This is a genomic window from Persicimonas caeni (assembly GCF_006517175.1).
GTDB classification, from domain to species: domain Bacteria; phylum Myxococcota_A; class Bradymonadia; order Bradymonadales; family Bradymonadaceae; genus Persicimonas; species Persicimonas caeni.
Genome location: NZ_CP041186.1, coordinates 3,861,784 through 3,887,196, shown reverse-complemented (window position 1 = coordinate 3,887,196; position 25,413 = coordinate 3,861,784). Strand labels below are relative to the sequence as shown.

Sequence of the window (25,413 nt, the reverse complement as noted above, 5' to 3'; positions counted from 1 at the left end):
TTTTGGTTGCTCTTAACCGACAAGTGTCTATCGTAGCTTCTACGCTTATAAATTTCGGTTTTCGCAGTAGAGGTACGAGAGATGTTTAAGAACTTGAAGACAAAAGGCCTGCTAGTCGTTCTGGCGCTGAGCCTCGCGGCCAGCGCATGCACCGGTGACGAAGGCCCGCAGGGTGAACAGGGCCCGCAGGGGGAGCAAGGTCCGCAGGGTGAGCAAGGCCCGCAAGGTGAACAGGGCCCGGAAGGTCCGCAGGGTGAACAAGGCCCGGAGGGCCCGGAAGGTCCCGGTTTTGAAGGGTTCGCCATCTCGGGCACCGTCGACGACGGCACCGGCGCCGTCTCGAGCACCCCGGTCGCCCTCAACGTGGTCGACTCGGACGGCATGCCGTTTTCGACCGCCGGCGCCGACCTGACCGACGACAACGGCGCCTACGAGATCACCCTGGTCGATATCGAGGAGGCCTCTCCCTGGCTGGTCGCCAGCGCCCCGACCGACCACGGCATCTACCGAGCCTTCGTGAGCGGGCAGACCCAGGACATCACCGCGGCGACCAACGCCGTGTACGAGGTCATCTCGCACATCATCGAGACGCCGATGGGCCGCTCGGTCGACGACTACACCGCCACCGAGATCGCCGACAGCGTCGCCGAAGCCGAAACCGCGCTCGGTGCCGCCACCATCGACTTGACCGACACCGACGCCGTCTTCTCGCTCGTGTTGGCCGAAGTGGGCCCGGCCATCGCCGACCGCTCCGAGGGTCCAGTGATCGCCGCCGATCCCGGCGCGCCCATCACCACCGACCCCAATGATGTCAGCACACCGCTCTCGATCCCCGCGATCACGTTTACTGATGGAGGAGACGAAGAGTGGGACATCGCAGGCGCCGGCGTCGTCGATGACGGCACCGATGATGCCTATGACAGCTTCTTCGAGCTGTCTATTGATGGCAATTCCTTCTTCATCGACGAAGAAAGCCCCTCGTTCAACGCCGCCCTCGAGGACGACCGCGAGTTCGTCATCGGCCCCGAGCCCCTCGCTGGAGTGGAGGTCACCCGCAAAGTATTCGTACCCGAGACCGGCTCGTTCATTCGCTACGCCGAAATTCTGACCAACTCGACGGCCACCGATGTCACGGTCAACGTGACCGTCGGCGGCAACCTCGGCAGTGACGAGAGCAACGACGAGGTCACGTACTCGTCGAACGGCGACCAGATCGTGGACGCCACCGACTCGTGGCTGGTCAACTATCAAGACCAGAGCGATCCGGCGGTTGGTTTCTTTTTCCCGGGAGCCGAGCCGACGAAGAGCGGCGACGACATCGACTATACCTGGACGGGAATCACCGTGCCGGCCAATAGCACGGTCATCTTGGTCCACTGGGGATTCCAAGAGTACGAAACCGCCCCGCAAGCCGAGACGCTTCGCGACCTGCTGCAGCGCTTCGACTCCTTCATGTCGGCCGAGTACGTGGCCGGCATGAGCATCGACGAGTACTCCAAGGTCATCAACCTGTCGAACATCAACGTGTCGGGTCCGAACGTACGCGGCGAGGCCGGCGCGGTCGAGCCCTTTGGCGAGGTGACCGTGACGAACACCGCTTCGAGTGAGTCGTCGTCGGTGACGGCCAACTCCGATGGTAGCTTCGAGACCTTCGTGCCTGCCGACAGTGGTGACAGCCTGCAGGTGACCACCACCAACGGCACCGACGAGACGGTGACGATGCAGTAAGGCTCGCCATCGCGACACAACGAAAAAGCCCCGGCGCGTTCACATCGCCGGGGCTTTTTCGTGTTGCCAGAGCATCACATAGTCGCGCCACCTCAACCGAGCTTGCGCAACACCCGTCGCACCTCGGCGAGCAACTCGCCGGGGCCGCGGCTGACCTTCTGAATGACCTGGGAGGCGGCCGCTTCAAGTTCGTCGGCCTCCTCGGAGGTCAGCTCCTTGGCGGTCACGACCACCACGGGCACCGCTGCAAAACGCGCGTCCGCGCGGAACCGGCTCAAAAACTCGAACCCGTCGACCTCGGGCATCATCAAGTCGAGCAACACCAGGTCGGGCAGTGATTGCGCGGCGGCGTCCAAGCCTTCCTGGCCGTTGGTCGCCTCGCTGACCTGCCAGCCCTGCTGTTCGACGATCCGGCGCACCAATTCACGGGTGGCCTCGTCGTCCTCGACTACCAGGCAGTGGCCCGTGGCTCTGCCACGGCGGCGGTACTCACCGATCAGGTCGACCAATCGCGAGCGGTCGATGGGCTTGACCAGGTAGTGGTCGGCGCCGAGCGCGAAGCCGCGTTGGCGCTCGTCGAGCATGCTTATCAGGATCACCGGGATCCGACGCAGCTTCTCGTCGGCCTCCAGCTCGCCGAGCACGCCCCAGCCGTCGGTCTCGGGCATGAGCACGTCGAGAGTGATCGCCAACGGGTCGAGCTCACGGGCCAGATGCAGCCCTTCGGCGCCGTTGGTGGCGGTGACCACTTTGTAGCCCTCCCCGCGCAGGGTACGGCTGAGCAGGTCGCGCGCGCTCTCGTCGTCCTCGATGACCAACACAATCCCGCTGCTGTCGGCTCGGGGTGAGGGCAACGCATCCGTGTGCGCGGATTCGTCGACCTCGACCTCGCGCTCTTCGAAGTCGACCGGCAGCACCACACGAAAGGTCGTGCCCTGCCCCTGCTCCGAGGAGACGTCGATGGAGCCGCCGAGCATGTGGCTATAGTGCTTGGTGATCGCCAGCCCCAGGCCGGTGCCGCCGAATTTGCGGGTGGTCGACGCGTCGGCCTGCTGGAAAGCCTCGAAGACCCGGTCGAGCTCTTCGTCGCTCATGCCCACGCCGGTGTCGCTGACCTCGAAGCCGAAATAGTCGCCGTCGCAGGTCACCCGCAGGCGCACCTGGCCCTCGGAGGTGAACTTGCAGGCGTTGCTCAGCAGGTTGAACAGAATCTGGCGGATCTTGGTGACGTCCGAGCGCATGGGCGGAGGCTCGCCGACGACCTGAACGACCAACTCGTTGTCGTTCTTGTCGGCCAAGGGCTGGGCGGTCGACTCGATGTCGCCGACCATCTGCTCCAGGTCGAACTCGGTGATGTCGAGCTCGGTCTTGCCCGCCTCGATCTTGGACAGGTCGAGGATATCGTTGATCAACGCCAGCAAGTGGCGCCCGGCGGTCAAGATTCGGTCGAGGTCGGGGATATAATCCTCGTCGCCGACGTCCTCCATCTCTTCGATAAGAAACTCGGAGTAGCCGATGACGGCGTTGAGCGGGGTGCGAAGCTCGTGACTCATATTCGCCAAGAAGGTGCTCTTGGCCTGGCTGGCCTGAATCGCCTCGTCGCGCGCCGACTCCAGACGCGCGTTGAGCGCCTTGAGCTGCTCTTCGGCCGCCTTGCGTTTGCTGATATCGCGGCACAACGCCAAGATGACCTTCTGGCCGTCGACCACAAAAGCGCCCACTCGCGTCTCTACCGGGTAGATGCTGCCGTCTTTGCGTCGATGGGTCCCCTCGACGGTAAAGACTTCGTCGACGGTCATGTCGTCCCAGAAGGCCCCCGGATCGAGGGCCATCTCGAAGTCGGAGACGTGCAACGACAAGAACTCCTCTCGGGTATAGCCGAGCATCTCGCAGGCCGCCTGGTTGGCCTCGATGATATGCCCCTTCGTGTCGTGCAAGACGAACGCGTCGACCGCGTGGGAGATGAGGTTGTCGAAGTTCTCGTCGAGGATGAGCGTGTTTTCACTGGCACGCTCGTAGACGCCGTCGAGCTCGTCCAAAAATAGGCGCCACTGTTCGGCAGTGGGAGGTTCGTCGACCGAGAGGTCGAACTTGTCGAGCTGAGAAGCAAGCAGCCTGTTCACTTCGAGATCGTCGTTCATCGCGCCCAATCCTCACGAGCATATTGTCCGACATTGGAGCCAATGACCCTACACGATTCCCCCCTGATGAAGCCAGAAGCCTCGGGCTGATGAAGCCAGAAGCCTCGGGGGCGAACCGGCAATGGGATGCATGGGTGGCCGCAGACGGTGCAGTTGGCTATACTCAAATTACAGCAAACAACTGCTCGGACCTAGGAAAAGAGATGCAAAAAAGGTCGAGCCAGCAGCTCTGAGCTCGTCAGTTCACACCGTCTGCTGCTTTTTCTGGTGACGCTTCAGCGCGTGGGTGCCGCCGCGGAAGCTATACGCCTCGAAGCCGGCGCGGCGCATTTGCTCGGCTAGAAACGCACTCTTGAGCCCCACCTCGCAGCAGAGCAGGTAGGTGCCCTCTTTGGGCAGGTAGGCGACGTTTTCGATCGCCTTCTCGAAGGGCAGGTGGACGGAGTCGGGGTACGACCAGGCGTTGTCAGCCACGTGTGTGCGCAGGTCGAGCACCACGGCCCCCTCGGGCACGCGGTTGATCTCGACGTCGACGATCTCGTCGCCCGAGGCCATCTCGAGCACATCGTGGGTCCGACGCTTTTCGACCAGGGTCTCGAGGAGCGTCTGGCTGACGCGGGCTTCCTCCACGTCGAGCTTGTCGGGAGTGCAGGTGGTGACCGGCCGGCCGCCGTCGAGCGCGCAGAACTCGGGCACGCTCGCCGAGATATCGAAAGTGCCGATATGGCGGGCGAGCTCGGTGATGTCGTTTTTGTTCAGGCCGACCAGCGGGCGAAGGATCGGCGTCGGGATGGGCTGCTGGATCGCCGCCAGGTTCATCAGCGTCTGCGAAGAAACCTGCCCGGCGGACTCGCCGGTGATCATCGCCGGGTAGCCCTGCTCGACGCAGAGGAGGTGGGCAGCGCGCATCATCAGGCGCTTGAGCAAGAGCTGCCAGTAGCTTCCGCGCACGTTCTGCTTCATCTCGGCGACCAGCGAGCGCAGGTCGACCACGTGCAGCTTGGCGGCGTAGCCGTTCGACCACAACTCACACAGCCGTTTGGTGACGTCGCGCACCCCGCGCTCGTGGGCGGGCCCGCCGAGGTTGAAGAACAAGAAGTCGAGATCGATGCCGCGCTTTTGCATCATCCAGCCAGCCACCGCCGAGTCGAACCCGCCGCTCATCAAGCACAGCGCCTTGCCCTCGGTGCCCATGGGCAGGCCGGCGGGCCCGGGAAGCTCTTCGTCCAGAAAGAAGACCTCGTCTTCGCGGATCTCGACGCCCACGACCACCTCGGGGTGGTCGAGGTCGACGCCGGCGCTGGCGTCGAAGAGCCTCGCGCCCAACTGCCGGTTGACGTCGCCCGACTGGAAGTCGATCCCGTCGCGGTTGCCCACGCGGCGAGCGCGCACGGCGAATTTCTTGCCCTCGACGCGCTCGGCGTAGAGCTGCTCGCCCAGGTCGAGGATATCGTCGAGGGTCTCCCAGGAGTAGCGCGTCGCCGGGACCACGCCCTTGATGCCGTAAATGCGCGCAAGAATCTCGCCGGCGCGCTCGTCGTCAGACTCCACGTCGATACGCGCCCATTGCCGGTGCAACTCGTAGTCGACCTCGGCGCGTCGGAGCGCATCGTGGATATTGTGCACCAGTCGATTCTGGAAGCGCTTGCGGACCTGCGGCGACTTGATCCCCAACTCGCCGGACAGGCGCAAGATATTGGTTCTGCGGCTTTTTGCTGGCTTCGACACGAAATACTCCACAGCGTCGGTTTGAAACACGAAAGGCTGACGTTCGGACTCCCCAACGAACGAATCAGCTCGGGCATTTCATGGCCAACTGGGCCAGCAGAGTCAAGGGGGAGGTGTCGACGAGAGGCCGACCAGGGGGGAACGAGGCGCGACGGCAGCGATTGCATTGGCCGATCGAGTGCACATTTTCGGCGTGCAGCACTGAGGTGCTCGAAAATGCTTCGCTTCCCTCAAGTCGTGATCTGCCTATGTTGCGCGAATCGTTGAGTCTCGGTCGTTTGTTTGGCATCAGCATCAAGCTCAACTGGAGCGTGCTGGTCATCTTCGCGCTGATCGTGGTCAACCTGGCCGTGGGCGTCTACCCCGAATGGCACCCTGGCTGGAGTCCGCTGCTGTTGTGGACGGTGTCCTTGGCCGCCGCGGTCGTCTTCTTCTTGTCCCTTCTGGCCCACGAACTGGCCCACTCGCTGACCGCCAAGGCCTACGGGTTGCCGGTGCGAAGCATCACGCTCTTTTTGTTCGGCGGCGTCTCCGACATTCAGGAAGAGCCGGACACCCCGTGGCGCGAGATCGTCATCGCCGGGGTCGGCCCGCTGATGAGTCTCGTGTTGGGCATTTTGTTCTTGTGGTGGTTCAACCTGCTCATGCCCGTGGACGCCGGCGGGGTAGACGCCCAGATGCAGGCGTTCACCGAGCTCGGCCCCACCGCCTCGGTGCTGGCCTGGGTGGGTCCGATCAACATTTTGCTGGCCGTCTTCAACATGATCCCGGCGCTTCCGCTCGACGGAGGCCGCGTCTTTCGCGCCATCCTGTGGAAAGCGACCGGCGACCTCAAGAAGGCGACGCGCTGGTCGGCCGCGGTCGCTCGCCTCATCTCGTGGACGCTGGTGGGCGTGGGCGTGGCGATGATCTTCGGCATCGAGGTACCGTTTTTGGGCAGCGGATTCATCGGCGGCTTGTGGCTGGCAGTAATCGGCTGGTTTCTTGGCCGCTCGGCGATGGCCTCCTACACCCAACTGCTGCTCGATGAGGCCCTCGAAGGCGTCCAAGTCAGCCGCCTGGTGCGCGAAGGGGGGCAGACCGTGCCCTCGAGCTTGTCGATCAACACACTCATCGACGACTACCTGCTCGAGGGCGACATCGAGCGCCTGCCGGTGGTCGACGGCGCCGACTACCGCGGCATGGTCGAGTTCTCCGACATCCACAAGGTCGACCAAGACGACTGGAGCGACACCACAATCACCCAAGTGATGACCCCGGCCGATGAGACCGACACCGCCCAACTACAAGACGACGTGAGCGACGTGCTGCGCACGATGCTTCGCCACAGCCGCGACCAGCTCCCCGTGCTCCACGACGGCGAGTTTCGCGGCATGGTACATCGCGACGACATCTTGCGATGGATTCAGGCCCACTCGGACATGAACGTGCCGGGTGTGGGTTCGCCGACCTCCTGATTTAGGACTAAATGACGTAGGCCCGCCCGCAGTTTGTCGACGCTCGTTGACAGCCCCCCCCCCTTCCCCCTGTAGCCTCCGAACAAAGCCATCACCGGCTTTCGTCGACACAAGTCGCCGAAAAGAGCATCCACATCTCACAATTTCACAACACAGGGGTGGCAAAAGTAGACACACCGCCGTCAAAAACTCGCGGGCGCTGTCCACATCCATCTTGGCTGGTTGTTCGCGAACACCACCACACGATCTCTATCTGGAGGCATTTCGATGTTCTCATGCTGTAGGAAGCCAGATTCATCCCCATCACTTCGTCCGAAAACCGCCATCTGCGCGATTCTTCTGTGTCTCACCGCTGGCCTCGGCTGTGGCGACTCGTCAAATGGCGCTCCGAACTCGAACGTCAATAACGACGCCGATGCTGGGAGCAACGATGCAAGCGACGTCACGGAAAGTTGCGGGTCCGATGAATGGCTGAATTCGTCGGATTCGACGTGTCAATCCTGTCCAGCTGCCGCGCTGGAGTGCAGTTCGTTTGATCTTGCCGAGAGCACGATCGATTCCGTCGGCGGCAATATCACCATCACAATCCAACCCGGGCAGACCGAAATAAGTTCCGCGACACTTCTGGCCCGGGAAATCGAGCGAGTTTGTCAGGGCGGAGGTGGCGGGGGAACTGGCGGCAGCAATTGCGTGGAAAATATCACGGATCTCGAGGTCGAGGCTGAGGCCACGGAGAATGAGTTGCGATTTCTTGTCGAGCCGGAGGGAGAATTCTCGAGCGAGATCGAACTCACCGAACTCCAACTCACAGACGCTTGTGGAGCCGAGCATTCGATTCCATTCGAAGCGTCCTGGGACCTCGCCACCGAGGAAGTCGTCAATGAATTGAGCTGCATGTGAATTGGCATCTTCAGCGGATTGCCAGATGACTGAATATTGAACGTTTTTGGAGTGTATGAAATGGAACAAAGTAGTAGGTTCACGCACCAAACTATGCTCGTCGGAGCGCTTGTACTGGCCGCATCGGTGACAAGCTCTTGCACCGATCAAGAATCATCTGCCCCTCATGATCAAATCGAAACGCGAGCCTTGGCCTCGACAGGTAGCGGTGGGCCGCGCGGAGGTGCTCTGCCGGAAGGAGAAGGCGGCGAGGGCTCACTCGGTGAGAGTTGGAAGTTCGATGACATTGAGTTTGACGAATCCACCATCCCACCGCCACTCGTTCCTCAGCCGCTGCATGAATGTGCCACCGAAGTTCAGGTTCGCAGTTGCTTGGACAAGGCGCTCGTGGTGATCGTTGATGAGAGCGACAAGGAGATTGGCAGCGCGCCTTGTATAAACGGGACCGCAACTGTGCAACTCGATAGTGGGCGCCAGCTTCAAGCTGGCGAGTCCATTCGAGCCGTCCAGAAGGTAAACGGGCAGATTGGACGAGAGTCATCGGAACAGCGCGTGTCCAAACACACAGGTCCGATTCCCGAACCTAGGATTGCTCGCGACGTTTGGGATTGCAGCCGACTCGTCGTCGTGGACGGCGGCCTGCCGGGCGGTGATATCGAGCTCAGCCGAGGTACGCCCGGAAACATGAGCGTAGTACGCAGAGAGCCGGTCTCGAGCGGATGGGAGATCATACGATCTTATATCCCTCAGGGCTCTGCTCAGCAGGGTGAACAGGTCATCGCGACGCAATCGATATGCGGGGGAACGCCCGTCGATTCCGCTCCCAAATCGATCGGTGCTCAATCTCCTCCTCCTGCCCCCACAAAGGTCGAAGCCTGGGAAGGCGGCGAGCAAATCACCGTTCGTGGGCTATTGACCGGTGCGGTCGTGGAGACGGAACGCGTCGATCCTAGCCCACTACTACATCTCTTCTCCGGGATCGCTATCGACCCGTCAAACTGGTGGAACTCATCCGAGACGATCCAGCAGCATTGGGATCTGAAAGCAACGCAGGAACTCTGCTCGGTCTCGAACCCGAGCAACGATTTGTATATCGGCTCGAGTGATGAATTGAAGGAGAGAATCTCGAAGGTTGAGATCCTCACACCAGTGTGCCCCAACGCACCTTATGTCGAGGTTGCAACTCAGAACCCCATGGGGCGCATTGTGTTGTACGGAGACAAGGTAGACCCCTCGAATTATATTGGCGCGGCGGCCGCGGCCGATAGCCCGACGGCTGTCGGACTGACCGCTCCGCTCAACAATAACAATGTCAATAATGTCTACGCCCGCCAAGAATTGCCGAGTGGTCTGAAAGGACAAGAGTCCCTCCCCGTTCCGGTGGGCGACGACCCTAACTTCACAGTCAGCGGCCAGACAAGCCACACCGATCAAGACGACCAACGGCCCATCGAGGGCTTTGTCCGCGAGACTAGCCGGGGTCCGACATTCGAATTGCGTGAGTGCTGTCCAGCTGAACCAGTCACCGAAGACGGTCGCGTTAAGGTCGATATCTTTCGTGAGGACGATCTAAATTTCCCGTACGCGACGATCCACCTAGACCGCCAGTATTCCGGCGTCTATTCCGGGCGGTGGGACTGGTTCATGAGCGAATCGACCGGGGGACCCATTCCACCGCCGGCCAATTATCAATACGTCGCCGTGGTAGAGTCGCCTTGTTCTGAGGCGAAGCTCAAGGTCCCGTTCTTCGTGCTCACCGGCGAAGCCAACAATAGCGGTGATTCACGCCCGCTCGAGGTATCGCTGAATGTCGAAGGAGCCGAAACCGACGAAGCATCTAGCGAAGACTCGGTCACCGTCTCGGCCGGTGAAGATATCACAATTTCGGTTGATGCCTTCGACCGCGACGGCGTCCAAGAGGTCCGAGTGATATCCGACCCCGTCGGTCTCGTGAACAACCCGTCGCAGAAAACAGCTACGGAAACCGTTCCGGTGCCGGGTCGACTCACCCTCGATACCCAAATTGATGGGTTGAGCCCGGGCCAGATTACGGTGCATGCTGAAGCGAAGAACTTTGGCGGCTCGTGGGTGCCCACCGCGGAAATCAACGTCCAAATCGAACAGGAAAAACCCAGGGTCGTCAATATCTCGCCGTCTGAGCTATTCGCTCAGACAGTGTCGGATTCTCCGAACACCGTCGATATTGACGGCGATCACCTGTTCTACCCGCCCAACCTCACCACCTCGGTCGAGTTCTGCACGCTCGGCTCGCAGCCCAATTGCGAGACAAGCACCAACTTCGATAACGCAAACTCTTCAGCCGACGAACTCGTCGGCGTCGAGATTCCAAACGGCGTGGTTGGCGCAGGCGGAATTTATACCCCCAGGTGTCAGGATAGTTGTCGCCTCTTCGATTGTTAGTTTCATGGAACGAAGGGGCAACAAGGAGATCCGAGATGAGTCCATATCCTAAAGAGCTAAAAGAGCGTCTTGTTCGACGGATGCTCGACGAAAAGATCAGCCCGGAGAGCCTGGCCGAGCTGAGCGGCGTGGGCAAGACGACGCTTTGGCGGTGGAGAAAGGCGGCGCTCGATGGTGCCTTGCGTGCTGAGGCAAAGCCAGAGTCGGCACCCGAGAGACGCTCTTCGGCCGAAAAGCTGCGTCTTGTGATGGCCGCCGAGGCGCTCGAGGGCAAGGAGTTTGGCGCTTTCCTGCGCGAGGAAGGAGTGCATACAAGCGACCTTCGACGCTGGAGAGCGCAGATGTACGAGGGGCTTGATGGACGCACCAGGGCCAAGAAGGAGGCCACCCAGAAGCTGCGCCAGGCCCAACGGGACAAGCGCGAACTCGAAAGCGAGCTTCGCCGAAAGGAGGCCGCGCTGGCCGAGACGGCCGCCTTGTTGGTGCTCTCAAAAAAGGCGCGCCGGTTGTGGGGGGACGAGGACGCTCCCATGATCGGCAAGAGCGACAAGTCATCCTCGACATGATCGCAGAGGCGGTCTCCCACGGCGCGCGTCAGGCCCAGGCCTGTCGGACCCTGGGCATCAGCGAGCGCACCATACAGCGGTGGCGAAAAGACCCGCAGGCCGAGGACGCTCGCCAGGGACCCCACAGTCGGTGTGCGCACGCGCTCACCGACGAGGAGCGAGCACAGGTGGTCGCCATCGCCACAGGTCGTGAATTCTGTGATGTGAGCCCCCGGCAGATCGTATGCAGCCTGGCCGACCGGGGCGAGTATGTCGCCAGCGAGTCGACATTTTACCGCGTGTTGCGCGAAGAGAAGATGATGACCCACCGCCAGCCAAGCCGGCCGCCGAAGCCCAGGCCGAAGCCCGAATTAGTGGCCGCCAGCCCCGGCCAGGTCTGGGTGTGGGATATCACATACTTGCCCACCCAGGTACGCGGCCGGTTTGTCTACCTTTACTGGATCATGGACTTGTTCAGCCGCAAGATCGTCGGCTTTAGCGTCGAAGACCAAGAATCGATGGAGCTGTCGAGCCGCCTCATTGAAAAGACGATCCTCGCCGAACAGGTCGAGGCGAGCGGACTTTGCATCCACGCCGACAACGGGGCTGCGATGAAGGGCTCGACGCTTCTGGCGACGCTGGAGCGCCTGGAGGTGGCCGCTTCGTTTAGCCGCCCGGGCGTCTCCAACGACAACCCTCACTGCGAATCGAGCTTTCGCACGCTCAAATACCGGCCTGGCTACCCCAAAAAGCCGCTCGACGGCGTGCATGAATGGTCTGAGTGGGTCGAGGCGTTTGTCCGCTGGTACAACACCGAGCACTATCACAGCGGGATCGGCTGGGTGACCCCCGAGCAGCGCCACGCGGGCGAAGACGTCGAGCTGCTACAAAGACGCCAAAAGCTCTATGAACAGGCGCGCCAAAAGAATCCCGCACGCTGGAGTCGAAGGCCGCGAGGATGGACGCGCCCCGAAGAGGTGCGGCTTGCGCCGCTCAATTTACAAGAGACGTAGATAATTCAGACGCGACAACTATCTTGACACATACCGATACTGTCGAAGTCCATATCGGCTCGATGGAAAGTGATGATGAAGAGACGATTACGCTCAAGGACCGCAAGAACGGCGCATTCAGTTCGTACGGTGTCGGTGAGTTTAAGACCCTGTCCTATCCGAGTGCACGACAACTACCTGATAGCTGCACATCAGGCGGTTCAAACCTTGTCCAGTCCGTGACATTTTCGGGAACTTCGAGCATTGACATCACGACCGGTGATGAGAGTAAATCCGTCACCTACGACGTATCGGTGCTCCAAGCGCGCGATCCGAGCCAAGCCGGCTCTTGCTCGACAGACTCTGACTGCGACGGAAGTAACCAATGTAACAATGGCATTTGCGAAGGTGGCGAGACTCAAGTCAATGTTGGCGGGGCGGTCGTCGCGTCGAATTGTCGTGCAGTCCTCGTGCTGTCAGAAAATTCTTCCGTTTCGACGGGCTTCTCGATCAACATTATTTACTTCCCGCCTTCAAGTAGCGGATCTACGACGCCCGTCGAGAGTGGTGCGCTTTCAGTCAGCATATATGAACCGCAAAGCCAAACGTACGGCTATCCGCAGGTGGTCAAATTCTTGCTGAGCCCGGACGCGACGGTGCTGTCGGTCGGTGATATGGACCCGAACGGACAGAGCAGTGGGACGAGTATTGCCTTCAACAGCTTTACTTACGACCTGCTTGAGGGTCAGTACTTGACGACGGGACAGACGGGAACATGCACCTTTCCATGCAGTTTCGCCGCATCGATGAGCGACGAACGTACGATTGAATTCAGCGAAGGCGGCTCGCCGCACTATACAGAAGACATCCGCTAGGCGACGGCATCTATACCCTCCCACGGAGGTGCCCCGGGCTGTACTCGCAGCCCGGGCATTTCTCTTTCCACACGGGGAGCCTCGCCTTCAAATGCCCTCTCAACCTTAACTCTGCAGTTGCGACTGTAGCGGTTGTTTCCACGTAACCTCACTCGCATTCACAGCCGAACGTTGCCTCAACCGCACTGGGATATGTCGGACTGAAGCCCTCCCAGGACGTTGGTTCGAATTCGCCGACAGCGACGCACCCCGCATCGCACAACTCTATTGGCTCGAGTTCAAATGTGAAGTCCTCGACGCAACGCAATTGCGGCGACCATCGGCCAAAACTACACCCTGGAGCGAACTGATAGTCCACATAGTAGTTTATATCGAGGGTTCCCGGCTGCTCGATCGAAACGGCTACCCCGTTTTGAACATCATTCTCACATCCACCGAAGGTAACCGGTTCGAAAAACAGTGGATCCGCATCTGTGAGGTCGGAAGGTGAAATCCGGCCCTGAACCAACTCGATCATTTCCCCATGACGCGGCGAGGGAATCAGAAGCTGCAGGTCCTTGCTCGGAGTCGATTGCCCGTCGGCTTCCGACGGAGAAACGTTGACCGGAATGAGCCGCGCCGGCCAATCCTCGTAGGCGGCGTCCAACTCGGCGATCGATGGGCTACACTCGTCGACGTCGATTTGTAGCGTTGCGCGGTAGATGCCAGTCTGCAGAGAGTCGAAGCGCTCCTCTGCTCCTGGTTCTCCAACGTTCCACGAGTCGCTGTCGGCGTCGTCCTCACCGCAGGCGAGCCCGCCGATCAGAAAGCCGACGAGTGCTCCTGCAGCGCAACTTCGAGCAATTCGAAGAGAGTTGAATGGTCCAAAAACGCGACTCATTAACGCCATAGATGTACGAGATTAATGAAAGGGGACTCTGTGCGGTCAACCTCCCAGACGATATCAAGTCTTCGAACGTTCTTCATCCCCGAGCCGAAGGATGCCAGCTCTAGTTGCCCTCTGCGTAGCCGCGCCGTTTGCGGCGGATCTGGGGGTTCGCGTGGGGGGATCACGTGAGGCAAGCATGGGAATTCGGAAAGCCTCTCGATTGTCAATATGCCGGTTGAGAACACACCTCAAACATTCTAAAAGAAAAAGGTCGCAGAAAACGCTTCCTGAACGAGTCGGGTGATACCATGGCAGGACATAGTAAATGGGCTAATATCAAGCACAAGAAGGCCCGAGAAGACGCCAAACGCGGCAAAATCTTTAGCAAGTTGGTCAAAAAGATCACCTCGGCGGCGCGCCGTGGCGGCGGAGATCCGGATATCAACAACGAGCTTCGCCTGTTCATTGACAAGGCGAAAGACGCCAACATGCCCAAGGACAATATCGAGCGGGCCATCAAGAAGGGCACCGGCGAGCTCGAGGGCGTCAGCTATGACGAGTTCACCTACGAGGGCTACGGCCCGGGCGGGGTGGCGATCTTTTTGACGGGCGCGACCGACAACCGAAACCGCACCGTCGCCGAGATTCGCCACATGTTCAGCGAGCGCAACGGCAACCTGGGCGAGAGTGGCTGCGTCAACTGGATGTTCAAGGATCGCGGGCTTCTGAGCATCTCGGAGGAGAAGGTCGAGGACTTGGAGAACCTCATGGAGGTCGCGCTCGAAAACGGCGCGGTCGACTTCGAGCAGGAAGACGGCGTGGTCACCATCCAGACCGAGGTCGCCGACTACATGGCGATGCGCACCGCCCTCGAAGAGGCCGGCTACGACGAGTTCATGACCGACGAGATCACCAAGCTCGCCGACAACCACATCGCCCCCGACCTGAGCACCGTGGAGACCAACCTGGCGCTCATCGAGGAGCTCGAGGACCACGACGACATCGAGAACGTCTACCACAACCTCGAATTGTCGGACGACGTCGCCGAGCAGTTGGCGGCGGAGTGAGTTTAAGGGGAACTAAGGGGAACTAAGGGGAACTAAGGGGAACTAAAGCAGCCATGTCCAACACGCTAGCTTAGTCACCCTTAGTAACTCTTAGTCACCCTTAGTAACTCTTAGTCACCCTTAGTAACTCTTAGTCCCCCCCTTACACAAAAAAGAGGCTCCGTTGCATCCCTTGTGGGGTACGCAATCGGAGCCTCTTTGGCTAAGGGCAGCTCTCATTTCTGAAAGCGTCCTCAGCTGACTGAAAGCCGCGACGAGATCTGTCCAGCGTCCGTTTAGCTACCGCAGGCTTTCCACCTACGACGGCCGACAACTGCCGTGGTTTTTTACGCCGCGGCAGACATCATCTGGATGCTAATTCAGTCACGAACAACATACCTGTCTCGGTCCGATGGAGGTTTTTACGCTCCCATGGACCTTTTTGCAGGCCTTACCTCGTTTGAGGAGGTGGGCCTTGTTGCTCACTGCGGTCTAAACAGGCCACGGTGAGAATCGACGAGGTCGTCATCTCGTAACCGACGACCTCATCGCGACTTCAAATTTGATTCTGGGCACGTCCCCCGATCGGTCAAATATTTATTTTCCCGAGCGCGTCCAATCACTTAGACCCACCCGAAGCCCCGCCAGCTCTTGTCTCTGCTGCGTACGGTTTAAATTCAGCCACACGCCATCCGTTTGTCGTCGCATCATGACTGATGCCACCGCAGGAGACCGCTGTGCGCCCAAGCCTGCTCGCCATCGCCCTGGCTGTGCTCACCGTCGTCACGCCCGTCGTCACGTTTGCCCAAGAGGGCGACAGCAGTGCCGACCCGTCGGCACAGGCCCGTCCGTTGGACGAGCCGGCTGACGGTGAGACAGGGGCCACCCCAGACTCGAACGCCTCGACCTCGACGGAGGTGCGTTGGAACGACAACTGGGAGAAGGTGCGCTGGTGGCAATATCCCACCGCGGTCGGCCTGAACGCCTTCGGGTTTACCGCGCGCTTCGCGCTCGACGACCCCGAGCCGAACTGGGAAGGCACCATTTCGATCGACCAGGAGATTTTGGACGCCATCGCCGTGCGTGACGACCCGTGGCGAAGCAACCTGATCGAGGTCAGCGACATCGGCTTTTTCGGCTCGATGGCCTACCGCGCCTTCGACTCGGTCATCGTCCCGGGCTACCTGCACGACAACTGGGAGGTCGCCTGGCAGTTGGCCTGGATCGACCTGCAGGCCTTCGGCACCGTCGCGGCCGTCTTGTGGGGCACACAGCTCTACGTGGGTCGCGTGCGCCCCACGTCCGCCAACTGCGACGACCCGGAGCGGCGCGGCAGTATCTGCGACCCGGAGAGCAGCGAGTACGCCCGAAGCTTTATCGCCGGCCACCCCGCGACCGCCATCACGGCCGCCGGGCTGACCTGTTTGCACCACGAGCATATGCCGCTGTACGGCGGTGGCTTTGCCGATGATCTGGCCTGCGGGGTCATGATCGGCAACGCGGTGGTCAACGGGTTCACCCGTGTGATGACCGAGCACCACTACCCCTCCGACCTCTTGTTCGGCACAGTCCTCGGTTTGACCGCCGGCTGGGTGCTGCCGACTGCGCTGCACTACGGCTGGGGAGACGACGAGGACGACGCCGCCGAGACCGCACGCCTGCCCAAAGGGGAGCCCGACTCGAGCACGCCGGTCTTTACGTTCTCGCCGTCGGTCATCGACGACGAGCCGGCGTTGATGTTGTTGGGGAGATTCTAGAGCGGCAAACTGATTGCCGATCTAGGCGGGCAAAAACGGCGGCAGGGGCACATCGATCACCTCACAGACCGCGCGCAACAGCTCGGCCTCCTCGGCGGTGACCTCTTCGTCGGCGAGCACACAGTGGGCCGTGGCGTTGACGATCTGCTGCTTGACGCCGTTGGTGGCCTGGGAGATGCGGTCGAGGGCGCCGTCGAGCTCCTCGAACGAGCAGCGCGATTTGGCGAGCAGGTCAGCCTTGTTCTTGACGCTGGCGTTTTTCAGGCAGTTCGTCCCTTCGCGAAACGCCATCTCGGCGCCGCCGGTGTCGCTGTGGCCGGCCCACGACAGGCACGACAGCAACAAGACGACGTCGTTACGAAGCGGCGTGAGCGAGTAGTATTGCGCCACGCGCCTTCCGCCGCCTCCGTGACTCGCCTCCAGACGATGCTTGAGGAGCTTTTCGAGCGAAAACTCGAAGAGCGACACGCGGTTGTCGGCGTAGATGAGTCGGTCCAAGATCTTGATGAACATCGCGTGCTGGCCTTCGGACATCTGGCGCAGCGCGGGCACCAAGATCTCGACCAGCGGCAAGCGATGGACCGGATCGAGCCCTTCGAGCTGGTTGGCGTAACGGCGCGTCTCCTCGGCGAGCCCACGGGTGAGCTCTCGGTTGATCACTTCCAACTGGGTGTGGCGCGTGCTCGGGTCGACGTCCATGAGCAACGCAAAGACGACCGCGGCGGCCGAGTAGGTGTCGCGCGCCGCCTCACGAATCGGCGCGGGAATGGCCTCCAATGCGCCGCGCGCGTAGTCGACGTGCTCTTCGGAGGTCTGGCCCATCGAGTCGAGCACGGCGTCGGCCTCGAGGTTCATGCGCTGGCCCTGCGCTCGCGGGCGCGCTCGGCGAGCCTGAGGCTCGCTGGCCTGTGGCGACCCGCCGTCGGCGGCTAGCCCCATGGCTCCTGCGGCGGCCATCTGCGCCGCCGGCTGTGAGGCGCCGCCCGCGACGGGAATCTCCCAGCGAGGCTTCTCGGCCTCGACCTTCTTTTGCTCGAGCTCTTTGGGCTTTTTGACCTTCGGAAATGCGCCGCTAAAGCCCGGGTCGACGCGGCGAATCCGGTCTTTGAGGGGCGGGTGCGTGGCAAAGACGGAGCTGAGCCAGCTCGGCTCGAGCGCGTCGCCGAAAAAGAGGTGGCTGACCTCGTCTGCCTCCGGCGAGTGAATGCGCGAGCCGACCGAGTAGCCGCCAATCTTGAGCAGCGCCCCGGAGAGCCCCTTGGGATTGCGCGTAAACTGCACCGCCGAGGCGTCGGCCAAGTACTCACGCTGGCGACTGATGGCGCTCTTGATGATCGCGCCGAAAAAACGTCCCACGTAGCCGATGATGAAGAGCGCCAGGCCGATGATTCCCAACCAGATCACGCCCCCGCCCGAGTCGCGGCTCGAGCGCGAGCGTCGGCCCGAGCCGTGAAACGCCATACGCATGAGCACCCGGCCGGTCACCGCGAGCATCAGGATGCCGTGCAGCACGCCGATCATGCGGATATTCATGCGCATATCCCCATTGAGGATATGGCTGAACTCGTGGGCGATGACCCCCTGGAGTTCGTCGCGGTTGAGCATCTCGAGGCAGCCGCGGCTCACGGCGATGGCTGCGTTGTTGGGGGTGAAGCCGGCCGCAAAGGCGTTGATGCCCGACTCGTTGTCGAGCACGTACAGAAGGGGCACCGACACGCCGCTGGCGATCGACATCTCTTCGACGACGTTGATGAGTTGCTGCTCGGCGAGGTCGTCGGTGCGAAAGTCGACGAACCGACCGCCGAGTTGCTCACAGACAAGGCTTCCGCCGCCGCGAGCCAGCTGGTGGATCTTCCAGAAGGTGCCCCCGCCCACCAACGCCAGCGTGCCGATCGACGCCAAGAGCAGCGCGTCGAAGTTGAACCAGCTCGCCGTGGTCACCCCATCGTGGGCGGAGGGGAGCCACAGCGCCTGGCCCTCGATGGCGATCACGGCGACAAAATAGACCGCCACGATCGTGATGAGCACCGCCAGGCCGAACAGGACGACCAGACGAAACGTGTTCTTCCGGGCGACGTCCTGATGCTCGAAAAAGTTCTTCATCGACTAAATTCTGTCTCGAGTGCGAGGCTCAACCGAAAGCGACCTGGGGAGCCTGACGCTCTTCTTCGACCTCGATCTCGAACAGAGTGGCCTTCTGGAAGCCGAACATGTTGGCGACCATGACCGCCGGGAACTTCTCGCGGTCGATGTTGTACGAAGTCACCGAGTCGTTGAACGCCTGGCGGGCGAACGCGATGCGGTTTTCCGTCGAGGAGAGCTCCTCCATCAACTTGCTCATCTGCTCGTCGGCCTTCAACTCCGGGTAATCCTCGACGGTGACCATCAGGTTGCCCAACGCCCCCGACAGCATCGATTCGGCGCCCATCAGCGCCTGCATGGCGCTCGAGTCGCTCGGGTTCTGCGAGGCACGCTTCTCCGCCGACGCCGCTTTGTTGCGCGCGGCGATGACCGCCTCGAGCGTCTCGCTTTCGTGCTTCATGTACCCTTTGGCCGTCTCGACCAAGTTCGGGATGAGATCGTGGCGCCGCTTGAGCTGCACATCGATCTGCGAGAACGCGTTTTCGTAGCGGTTTCGCTTGGTTACGAGCTTGTTATAGACGCTTACAAAGAAGATTCCGGCCAATACCATCAGGCCCAGAAACACGACCGCGACAATCCACATGATTCCACCTCGTCATCTATCGAAAAAAAACGGCGTCTGTTGCGTTGTTGTCTTGCGCGCCCAGCATAACGCTTGGGTGTGCGGGGGTCCAGCGCTGAGCAGACACCTCCTGCCCTCATTGGACGCCCCGATCACCATCCTTCTTCAAAAACAAACGGATATTCGACCCACATCACCCCCTCCTCACTGGTGGGAAAAGACGCGCGCGACAACTCATCGATGATGCAGTCATCGAAGGCTGGGTCATAGAGGCGCACCTTGACCAACACGTCGACGTCTTTGAAGCGCGCGGTCGAGCCGTCGGCCACCATGTTGAATCCCACCGCCAGTCGCCCGTCGGCCTGCGGGTTGCGCTCGAGCAGGCGCTCGTAGCACCCCTCGACGATCTCCTTGGCGACGTCGACCCCGGAGCGGCGCACCGTCAAGTCGATGGGGTAGCGCTGGGGGCGCTCCTTTTCGAGTTCTTCGTCGATTTCTTGGGAGGCGGCATCGGGCAGGTGGGCCATCCACTTTTTCTGGCCGAGCACTCGCTGGTTGACCGGATCTTGCCACAGACGCACGTCGGCGCTGCTCCCGGCGTCAGTCTGCGAGTCGCTCGACGCCGATGGCTCGAGAGGGGGCGGGCGCACAATCGTTCCCTGAAACCGACGCGCGTCGGCCGTCGGCTCGTCGCCGCCCGCGTCTCGCTCAGGCTCGCCCTCCGCGCCCTGCTTGGCGGCCGGCTCCGAGGCTTCGAAGGCCCGAAACGCCGCCTCTTCGGACGTCGTCGACGATGGCGCCGCCGGGTCGTCGGCGAGCGACCACATCGCCACCAGCACGCCCCCACCGATCATGGCGATCACCGCCGCGGCGATCCACTTTTTCGTTGGCTCGGATTCGGCGCTACTCAACCCTAACTCCGCTCAAAAACCGCAATTCTTTGCGCAATTGTAGTATTGAACTAGACTATACCGAAGCTGGAAGTCTCTGGGTAAGCTGCAGGTCTCGATGGCGAGCAATGAACAAACGGCACCGACCACTCTCGAGCCAGGAGAGATCCTGCTCGATCGGTACGTCGTGGAGCACCAGGTCGCCGAGGGCGGCATGGCCGCCATCCATCTGACCCACGATCGCGCCACCGGTGAGAAGGTCGCCATCAAGGTGCTCTACCCCTACTACAGCCAAAACCCGGTGGTGTGCACCCGCTTTTTGGACGAAGGGCGCATCCAGCGCTACCTCGACCACCCCAACATCATCAACGTCTACGACATCGTCGAGCAGCCGCAGTTGGCCATCATCATGGAGTATATCGACGGGCCGACGCTCGACGAGTACCTCCAAGATCACGGCCCCCTCGAGCCCCAAGAACTGCTCAGCCTGATGCTCCCGGTGCTCTCGGCGGTCGGCTTTGCGCACCACAAAGGGGTCATCCACCGCGATATCAAGCCGTCGAATATCCTGCTGCAGCCCTCCGCCTCGGGCATGGTCCCCAAGGTCATGGATTTCGGTGTGGCCAAGGTCGAGCGCGGCGGCAAAGATCTAACCGCGGCGGGCACCACGGTGGGAACGCTGCACTACATGAGCCCCGAACAAATCGTCGGCTCACGCGACATCGACGGGCGCGCCGACATCTACAGCCTGGGCGTGACCATCTACAAGCTCTGTACGGGCGACGTCCCCTTCAACGCGTCGACCGAGTTTGCCCTGATGATGGCGCAGGTCGAAGCGCGGCCCACTCCGCCCAGCGAGCTTCGCCCCGAGATCTCCCCGCGGCTCGAGGAGATCATCCTCAAGGCGCTGGCCAAAAAGCCGGCCGATCGCTACCAGTCGGTCAAAGCACTGACCTCCGCGCTGCTCACGCTCAAGGCCGACGAGCCGGACTACGACGACACCGACACCGACACGGCTCCGCTGCCGGCCCGCTTGCTCGAGTATGCCATGATGGCCGACGAGATCGCCATCGACCGCACCGGCGAGCTCGACATCACGCAGTTCCAAGAGCTGATCAACGAGACGAAGGAGACCCAGGAGCAAGCTCCGCCGCAGGTCGACACGCTCGACGCGACCGTGCAGCTCGATGCCTCGCGGCTCAAAGCTCATGTTCAGAAAGACGCCGACAACAGCCAGGAGTTGCGCACCACCGCGCCGATGGATCGCGCCGATAGGAGTCCTGGCGCCGATAAGAGTGCCGGCGCCGGCAAGAAGAGCCTGGTGGGTGTCGACTCGCAGGAGCGCACCCAGCCGCTGCCGATGGCCGACGCCGATACACGCGAGTCACAGAACGCGCTGACCGCCGATACCTCCTCGGAGATGCAGTCGCTGTCTCAAGAGACGACCCACCCGTTTCACAGCCGGGACGCCGATCGCAGCCAACCCATCGCCACCGAGGACGTCAACACGCAGGACGTGACGCGCCCCCGGGTGGTCAAAGACGAGCAGGTCGACCCCGAACCGATGCGCGCCCGTGCCGCCGGGCAAGATTCACTGACCCACCGCGCGCCCGATGACGCCAAGCAGCAGATCGAGCAGATGGCCCGCGGCAACGCCTCGCTGAGCCGCCTGCAGCTCTATTTGCTGCTCGGCGGCCTGCTGCTCATCGCGGGACTGTCGGGCGCCATCGTCTGGGCGATCTGGTTCCGTTGAGTCGTCCCTGGCGAATTACCAGTCTTGCTTCAGGAAGGGGTTGAGTTGCTTCTCTCGGCCGATGCTCGTGGCGGGGCCGTGGCCGGAGAGCACGCGGGTGTCGTCGGGGAGTCCGCTGATGCGCTCGAGGGAGGCGCGCATCTGGTTGCGATCACTGCCGGGCAAGTCGACGCGACCCATGCTGCCCGCAAAGAGCACGTCACCGCTCAAGATCACCGAATGCTCGGCAATATGGAACCCGACGCTCCCCGGGCTGTGGCCGGGCAAAAAGATCACTTCGGCGCTGAGTTTGCCGATGGCGATCGTCTGGCCGTCGAACAACTCCTTGTCGGGCGAGGGCAGCTGCTCGACCGGAATGCCGAACATCTGGCCCTGCTGGGGCGCCGCCTGCCACAGCATCATATCGTCCGGGTGCAGATAGATCGGCGCGCCGGTCGCCTCTTTGATCTCGGGGATCGCCGCCACGTGATCGATGTGGGCGTGGGTCTGCAAGATCTTGGTGATCTTCAAATCGTGCTCGTCCGCCAACCCCAGGAGCCCCTCGGGATCGCCGCCTGCGTCGACGATCACGCCCTCACCCGTCTCGGCACAACCGACCACGTACACGTTCGTCTGAATCGGGCCGACGGTCAGCGACTCGATGATGATATCTCGACTGCTCATTCTCGTTCCTCGTTCTCAAAAAACTGCGTATGAACCGCGAAGGTCGCCCAAGGCGTCACGCTTTCGCTCTTTTTTCTTCTTCTCTCTTTGATCTCTCGGCGTCCGTGGCGGTTATAAAAAGTCGTTGTTGATCCACGTCCAAGTCAGTAACATAACGCGCCCCCTCGACGATACATTCGCACGGCGACAGGCAGTAATTGATGAGTGATTTTTTCCACATCGTTGAAGTCGACCGCAGCACTGCCCCCAAGGCGAGCGACCAGTCGACCGTCCAGCTAGCAAAACCGGTCCTGCCGGACAACCGACGCTACATCGCCGTGTCCGGCAATATCGGCGCCGGCAAGAGCTCGATCGTCGATTTTTTGAGCCAGCGCTTCGACATCCAGCCCTTCTTCGAGCCCAACGAGGCCAACCCCTATCTGGAGGACTTCTACGACGAGATGGAGCGATGGAGCTTCCACAGTCAGGTCTACTTTTTGACCGCCAAGTTCAAGCTGCACAAGGAGCTCGACGCCTCGCCGCAAAACGTCATCCAAGATCGCACGATCTGGGAGGACGCCGAGATCTTCGCCGAGAACCTCTACCAGACCGGCGCGATGAGCGAGCGCGACTACCGCACGTACCGGAACCTGTACGAGTCGATCCAGGACGAGATTCGCCCGCCCGACGTCATGATCTACCTGCGTTGCCCGGTGAGCACGGTCCAAAAGCGCATCGCCATGCGCGGCCGCGAGATGGAGCAGAATATCCCGGTCGAGTACATCGAGCGGCTGCACGGGTTGTACGAGAATTGGATCGAGGCCTACGACCTGTCGCCGCTGGTCATCCTGCCGACCGACAAGCTCGACTACGTGACCAACCTCGTCGATTGCCACGAGCTCGTCACCGCGATCGAGAAGTATCTTTGAATCAAAGCGCCAACACCAACAACCCGCCCACAAACGCCGCCAGAAGCGGCCTCTCCAGGTTCGGATCATCTGACGCCTTCGCCAGGTAGGCGAAGAGGGGCACGGCGAACAAAAACGCTGCGATCGCGGCGGTCGGCGGCTCTTGCAAGAAGGGCCACGCCACACATGGCACGACCATCAAAGGCCAGCTCTTCGGTGTTTGCTTGAAGTACGCAAGGGCCATCCACAGCGCGCTGACGGCAGCAGCGGCCAAGAACAAGTCGGGCACGTGCGCCGAGAGGCCCTGCCACGCAAAGCCTTGGCGCCATTCGCTGCCGGTCTGCAGTGTACGCAACGACACGCCCATGCGCCCGGCCATCGACATCGCCAACAGCATGATGCCCGAAAACGCTGCCGGCGGCCCGAGCGTGGTCAGCCACGGGCTCGCGGCGTGTTGCTTGCCGGCTTGGTAATTCTTCCAGCCGAGGATCGCGACGCCGGGCCACACAAAGACCGCCTCGGGCTTGAAGGCCATGGCGGTCATCAGTGCGACCGCGGCGAGCAGGTGATGGCTGGCCGACAGCGCGGCCAACGAAATCGCCACGAGGCCGATGGCAAAGCTCCAGTCGGCGGCCGGCAGCGTCCACACCATCGCCGGGCACGCCGCCCACAGCCAAGTGGCCCGGTCGGCGGTCTGCGGGAGTTGATCGCGGCGCACGAATCGGTACACGCCGATGATGCCGGCGAGCAGGACGAGTTCGGCGAGTGCGGCCAATACTAGCGGGCCGTGGGCGCCGAGCGCGCCGATGCCGTGGACGAGCAGGCTCCAGGCGGGCGCGCCGCCGTCGAAGCTGTCGGGCGAAAAGAGCGGCGATCGTCCGGAGGTGGCCATCGTCAGCCACAACAAGGCGCGGGTGACAAACCAGGCGACGAACGCCGTACGGTAGCTAGGATGTATACGTGCAACGAGCGGGTGCATAACAACAGTTACGCTACCCGCTCTATGGGAAATTGCAAAAAATTTGAGGTGGGTATTCGGGGCTGGTTTTTGAGCCCCCCTCCGACGGCTTCGCCGCCACCTCCCCGACGCGGGGAGGGGTTACGATCTCTTCACCATCACGCGGTTTCGGCCGGCGTTCTTGGCGGCGTACAACGCCTCGTCGGCCGCGCCGATCAGGTCCTCGGGTGCACGTGCCTGCACGCCCGGAACGCCGGAGACGCCCACGCTGATGGTCACCGGGATATTCTGGCCTTCGTAGATGAAGTCGGTCTGCTCGACGAGCTTGCGGATGCGATTGCCCAGTCGGGCACACTGGTCGATGGCGATGCCACGGCAGATGATCGCGAACTCCTCGCCGCCGTAGCGCGCGAAGGTGTCCTCGTTGCGAATCGACTGCATGGCCAGCTCCGAGAGCTTGGCCAAGATGCGATCACCGGCCAGGTGACCGTAGGTGTCGTTGGTGTTCTTGAAGTGATCGACGTCGAACATCAGCATGCTCAGATGCGTGCCGTGGCGCAGCGCGTAGGACAGCTCCGAGCGCAGATGGTTCATCATGTACTTTTTGTTGTACGCGCCGGTCAGCCCATCTCGCAACGCGGCGTCGAACATCTGGCGCTGGAAGTCCTCGTCGAGCTTGTCGTGATAGGTGAACTTGAGGATGGTCGTGGTGCCCAGCGTGATCTTGTCGCCGTCTTGGAGTTGGTACTCCGAGGTGACCCGGCGTCCGTTGATATAGGTGCCGTTGGCGCTCTGCAGGTCTTCGACGAAGACGTCGTCACCGTGGTGGACGATGCGCGCGTGCTGGCGCGACACCCCCACGTCGTTGAGCTGCAGGTCGACCTTGGGCGAGCGGCCCATGGTGATGTTGTTCTGGTCAACTTTGTACATCCGACCGACGTGCGGCCCCGAGATGACGATCAAATACGCCTGATCGCGCTCGTTGAGGCCCTGGCGAGCCTGCTGGAGCATCTCGCTGTTGACGATCATTGTTGTCTCCGACGGCTCAGATAGATCCGCGCCACCCGCCGGAAAACCCTGTTCGTTTTGATCAGACATGG

Annotated in this window: 20 protein-coding genes; 10 read left to right on the top strand and 10 right to left on the bottom strand. The window is 61.5% G+C overall.

Going from position 1 to position 25,413, the window contains the following annotated elements; genetic code table 11:
• The first annotated feature begins 81 nt into the window (after positions 1 to 81).
• The gene (locus FIV42_RS30145; RefSeq protein WP_168210651.1) at positions 82 to 1,728 is read left to right on the top strand and encodes an ICP22 family protein; all 1,647 of its coding nucleotides are present in this window, start codon (positions 82 to 84) and stop codon (positions 1,726 to 1,728) included.
• Positions 1,729 to 1,820: 92 nt separating this feature from the next.
• Here the strand turns inward: FIV42_RS30145 and FIV42_RS14465 are convergent, their stop codons facing one another.
• Together FIV42_RS14465 and thiI are read right to left on the bottom strand one after the other, a co-directional pair.
• Positions 1,821 to 3,869, bottom strand: coding sequence for a response regulator (locus tag FIV42_RS14465; RefSeq protein WP_141198378.1), 2,049 nt, complete (start codon positions 3,867 to 3,869; stop codon positions 1,821 to 1,823).
• 243 nt (positions 3,870 to 4,112) lie between these two features.
• Positions 4,113 to 5,597, bottom strand: a complete 1,485-nt coding sequence (gene thiI / locus FIV42_RS14460; protein WP_168210650.1) for a tRNA uracil 4-sulfurtransferase ThiI — start codon at positions 5,595 to 5,597, stop codon at positions 4,113 to 4,115.
• Between the two features lie 248 nt (positions 5,598 to 5,845).
• On the opposite strand from thiI, the gene FIV42_RS14455 reads away from it, so the two are divergent.
• Entirely contained in the window at positions 5,846 to 7,054 is a 1,209-nt protein-coding gene (locus FIV42_RS14455; protein WP_168210649.1) for a site-2 protease family protein, read from the top strand.
• 375 nt (positions 7,055 to 7,429) lie between these two features.
• Here the strand turns inward: FIV42_RS14455 and FIV42_RS14450 are convergent, their stop codons facing one another.
• The gene (locus FIV42_RS14450; protein ID WP_141198375.1) at positions 7,430 to 8,041 is read right to left on the bottom strand and encodes a hypothetical protein; all 612 of its coding nucleotides are present in this window, start codon (positions 8,039 to 8,041) and stop codon (positions 7,430 to 7,432) included.
• Here FIV42_RS14450 and FIV42_RS14445 point away from each other — a divergent pair.
• Genes FIV42_RS14445 through FIV42_RS14430 form a run of 4 tightly spaced genes read left to right on the top strand, consistent with a single transcriptional unit; the run spans position 8,015 to position 12,787 of the window.
• A complete protein-coding gene (locus FIV42_RS14445) occupies positions 8,015 to 10,375 on the top strand; it encodes a hypothetical protein (RefSeq protein WP_141198374.1) in 2,361 nt (786 codons plus the stop codon). The genes FIV42_RS14450 and FIV42_RS14445 overlap by 27 nt on opposite strands.
• A 35-nt stretch (positions 10,376 to 10,410) precedes the next feature.
• Complete coding sequence (locus FIV42_RS14440; RefSeq protein ID WP_141196618.1) at positions 10,411 to 10,941, top strand: transposase; 531 nt, start codon at positions 10,411 to 10,413, stop codon at positions 10,939 to 10,941.
• Positions 10,938 to 11,933: an IS3 family transposase gene (locus tag FIV42_RS14435; protein WP_141196617.1), complete on the top strand. Its 996-nt coding sequence runs from the start codon at positions 10,938 to 10,940 to the stop codon at positions 11,931 to 11,933. Before FIV42_RS14440 ends, FIV42_RS14435 begins: the two co-directional genes overlap by 4 nt.
• Positions 11,934 to 11,956: 23 nt before the next feature.
• Entirely contained in the window at positions 11,957 to 12,787 is an 831-nt protein-coding gene (locus tag FIV42_RS14430; RefSeq protein WP_141198373.1) for a hypothetical protein, read from the top strand.
• A gap of 148 nt (positions 12,788 to 12,935) precedes the next feature.
• Here FIV42_RS14430 and FIV42_RS14425 read toward each other — a convergent pair whose 3' ends face one another.
• Complete coding sequence (locus FIV42_RS14425) at positions 12,936 to 13,667, bottom strand: hypothetical protein (RefSeq protein ID WP_168210648.1); 732 nt, start codon at positions 13,665 to 13,667, stop codon at positions 12,936 to 12,938.
• A gap of 296 nt (positions 13,668 to 13,963) precedes the next feature.
• Between FIV42_RS14425 and FIV42_RS14420 the strand changes: the two genes are divergently transcribed.
• Both FIV42_RS14420 and FIV42_RS14415 read left to right on the top strand, forming a co-directional pair.
• The gene (locus FIV42_RS14420; RefSeq protein WP_141198371.1) at positions 13,964 to 14,722 is read left to right on the top strand and encodes a YebC/PmpR family DNA-binding transcriptional regulator; all 759 of its coding nucleotides are present in this window, start codon (positions 13,964 to 13,966) and stop codon (positions 14,720 to 14,722) included.
• A gap of 716 nt (positions 14,723 to 15,438) precedes the next feature.
• Positions 15,439 to 16,458 (top strand): phosphatase PAP2 family protein, encoded by a 1,020-nt coding sequence (locus FIV42_RS14415; RefSeq protein WP_168210647.1) that lies wholly within the window; start codon positions 15,439 to 15,441, stop codon positions 16,456 to 16,458.
• A gap of 21 nt (positions 16,459 to 16,479) precedes the next feature.
• Here the strand turns inward: FIV42_RS14415 and FIV42_RS14410 are convergent, their stop codons facing one another.
• The 3 genes from FIV42_RS14410 to FIV42_RS14400 form a co-directional block, all read right to left on the bottom strand.
• Positions 16,480 to 18,561, bottom strand: a complete 2,082-nt coding sequence (locus FIV42_RS14410; RefSeq protein WP_141198369.1) for a M48 family metallopeptidase — start codon at positions 18,559 to 18,561, stop codon at positions 16,480 to 16,482.
• A gap of 28 nt (positions 18,562 to 18,589) precedes the next feature.
• On the bottom strand, positions 18,590 to 19,183 hold the full coding sequence (locus FIV42_RS14405; RefSeq protein WP_141198368.1) for a LemA family protein: 594 nt from the start codon (positions 19,181 to 19,183) through the stop codon (positions 18,590 to 18,592).
• A gap of 131 nt (positions 19,184 to 19,314) precedes the next feature.
• Positions 19,315 to 20,073 (bottom strand): AgmX/PglI C-terminal domain-containing protein, encoded by a 759-nt coding sequence (locus tag FIV42_RS14400; RefSeq protein WP_141198367.1) that lies wholly within the window; start codon positions 20,071 to 20,073, stop codon positions 19,315 to 19,317.
• A 97-nt stretch (positions 20,074 to 20,170) separates the two neighbouring features.
• Here FIV42_RS14400 and FIV42_RS14395 point away from each other — a divergent pair, with 97 nt between their 5' ends.
• Positions 20,171 to 21,805 (top strand): serine/threonine protein kinase, encoded by a 1,635-nt coding sequence (locus tag FIV42_RS14395; RefSeq protein WP_141198366.1) that lies wholly within the window; start codon positions 20,171 to 20,173, stop codon positions 21,803 to 21,805.
• Between the two features lie 15 nt (positions 21,806 to 21,820).
• On the opposite strand, the gene FIV42_RS14390 is transcribed toward FIV42_RS14395, so the two are convergent.
• Positions 21,821 to 22,468, bottom strand: a complete 648-nt coding sequence (locus FIV42_RS14390; RefSeq protein WP_141198365.1) for an MBL fold metallo-hydrolase — start codon at positions 22,466 to 22,468, stop codon at positions 21,821 to 21,823.
• 200 nt (positions 22,469 to 22,668) lie between these two features.
• On the opposite strand from FIV42_RS14390, the gene FIV42_RS14385 reads away from it, so the two are divergent.
• Complete coding sequence (locus FIV42_RS14385) at positions 22,669 to 23,376, top strand: deoxynucleoside kinase (protein ID WP_141198364.1); 708 nt, start codon at positions 22,669 to 22,671, stop codon at positions 23,374 to 23,376.
• A gap of 1 nt (position 23,377) precedes the next feature.
• On the opposite strand, the gene FIV42_RS14380 is transcribed toward FIV42_RS14385, so the two are convergent.
• Both FIV42_RS14380 and FIV42_RS14375 read right to left on the bottom strand, forming a co-directional pair.
• A complete protein-coding gene (locus FIV42_RS14380; protein ID WP_141198363.1) occupies positions 23,378 to 24,334 on the bottom strand; it encodes a hypothetical protein in 957 nt (318 codons plus the stop codon).
• Between the two features lie 120 nt (positions 24,335 to 24,454).
• Complete coding sequence (locus tag FIV42_RS14375) at positions 24,455 to 25,342, bottom strand: GGDEF domain-containing protein (protein ID WP_168210646.1); 888 nt, start codon at positions 25,340 to 25,342, stop codon at positions 24,455 to 24,457.
• Between the last annotated feature and the right edge of the window lie 71 nt (positions 25,343 to 25,413).

Bases quoted from the DNA above. Each gene is read 5' to 3' on its own strand.
- FIV42_RS30145 (WP_168210651.1), top strand. From the start codon at position 82: ATGTTTAAGAACTTGAAGACAAAAGGCCTGCTAGTCGTTCTGGCGCTG.
- FIV42_RS14465 (WP_141198378.1), bottom strand. From the start codon at position 3,869: ATGAACGACGATCTCGAAGTGAACAGGCTGCTTGCTTCTCAGCTCGAC.
- FIV42_RS14455 (WP_168210649.1), top strand. From the start codon at position 5,846: ATGTTGCGCGAATCGTTGAGTCTCGGTCGTTTGTTTGGCATCAGCATC.
- FIV42_RS14445 (WP_141198374.1), top strand. From the start codon at position 8,015: ATGGAACAAAGTAGTAGGTTCACGCACCAAACTATGCTCGTCGGAGCG.
- FIV42_RS14440 (WP_141196618.1), top strand. From the start codon at position 10,411: ATGAGTCCATATCCTAAAGAGCTAAAAGAGCGTCTTGTTCGACGGATG.
- FIV42_RS14435 (WP_141196617.1), top strand. From the start codon at position 10,938: ATGATCGCAGAGGCGGTCTCCCACGGCGCGCGTCAGGCCCAGGCCTGT.
- FIV42_RS14425 (WP_168210648.1), bottom strand. From the start codon at position 13,667: ATGAGTCGCGTTTTTGGACCATTCAACTCTCTTCGAATTGCTCGAAGT.
- FIV42_RS14420 (WP_141198371.1), top strand. From the start codon at position 13,964: ATGGCAGGACATAGTAAATGGGCTAATATCAAGCACAAGAAGGCCCGA.
- FIV42_RS14410 (WP_141198369.1), bottom strand. From the start codon at position 18,561: ATGAAGAACTTTTTCGAGCATCAGGACGTCGCCCGGAAGAACACGTTT.
- FIV42_RS14405 (WP_141198368.1), bottom strand. From the start codon at position 19,183: ATGTGGATTGTCGCGGTCGTGTTTCTGGGCCTGATGGTATTGGCCGGA.
- FIV42_RS14395 (WP_141198366.1), top strand. From the start codon at position 20,171: ATGGCGAGCAATGAACAAACGGCACCGACCACTCTCGAGCCAGGAGAG.
- FIV42_RS14390 (WP_141198365.1), bottom strand. From the start codon at position 22,468: ATGAGCAGTCGAGATATCATCATCGAGTCGCTGACCGTCGGCCCGATT.
- FIV42_RS14385 (WP_141198364.1), top strand. From the start codon at position 22,669: ATGAGTGATTTTTTCCACATCGTTGAAGTCGACCGCAGCACTGCCCCC.
- FIV42_RS14380 (WP_141198363.1), bottom strand. From the start codon at position 24,334: ATGCACCCGCTCGTTGCACGTATACATCCTAGCTACCGTACGGCGTTC.
- FIV42_RS14375 (WP_168210646.1), bottom strand. From the start codon at position 25,342: ATGATCGTCAACAGCGAGATGCTCCAGCAGGCTCGCCAGGGCCTCAAC.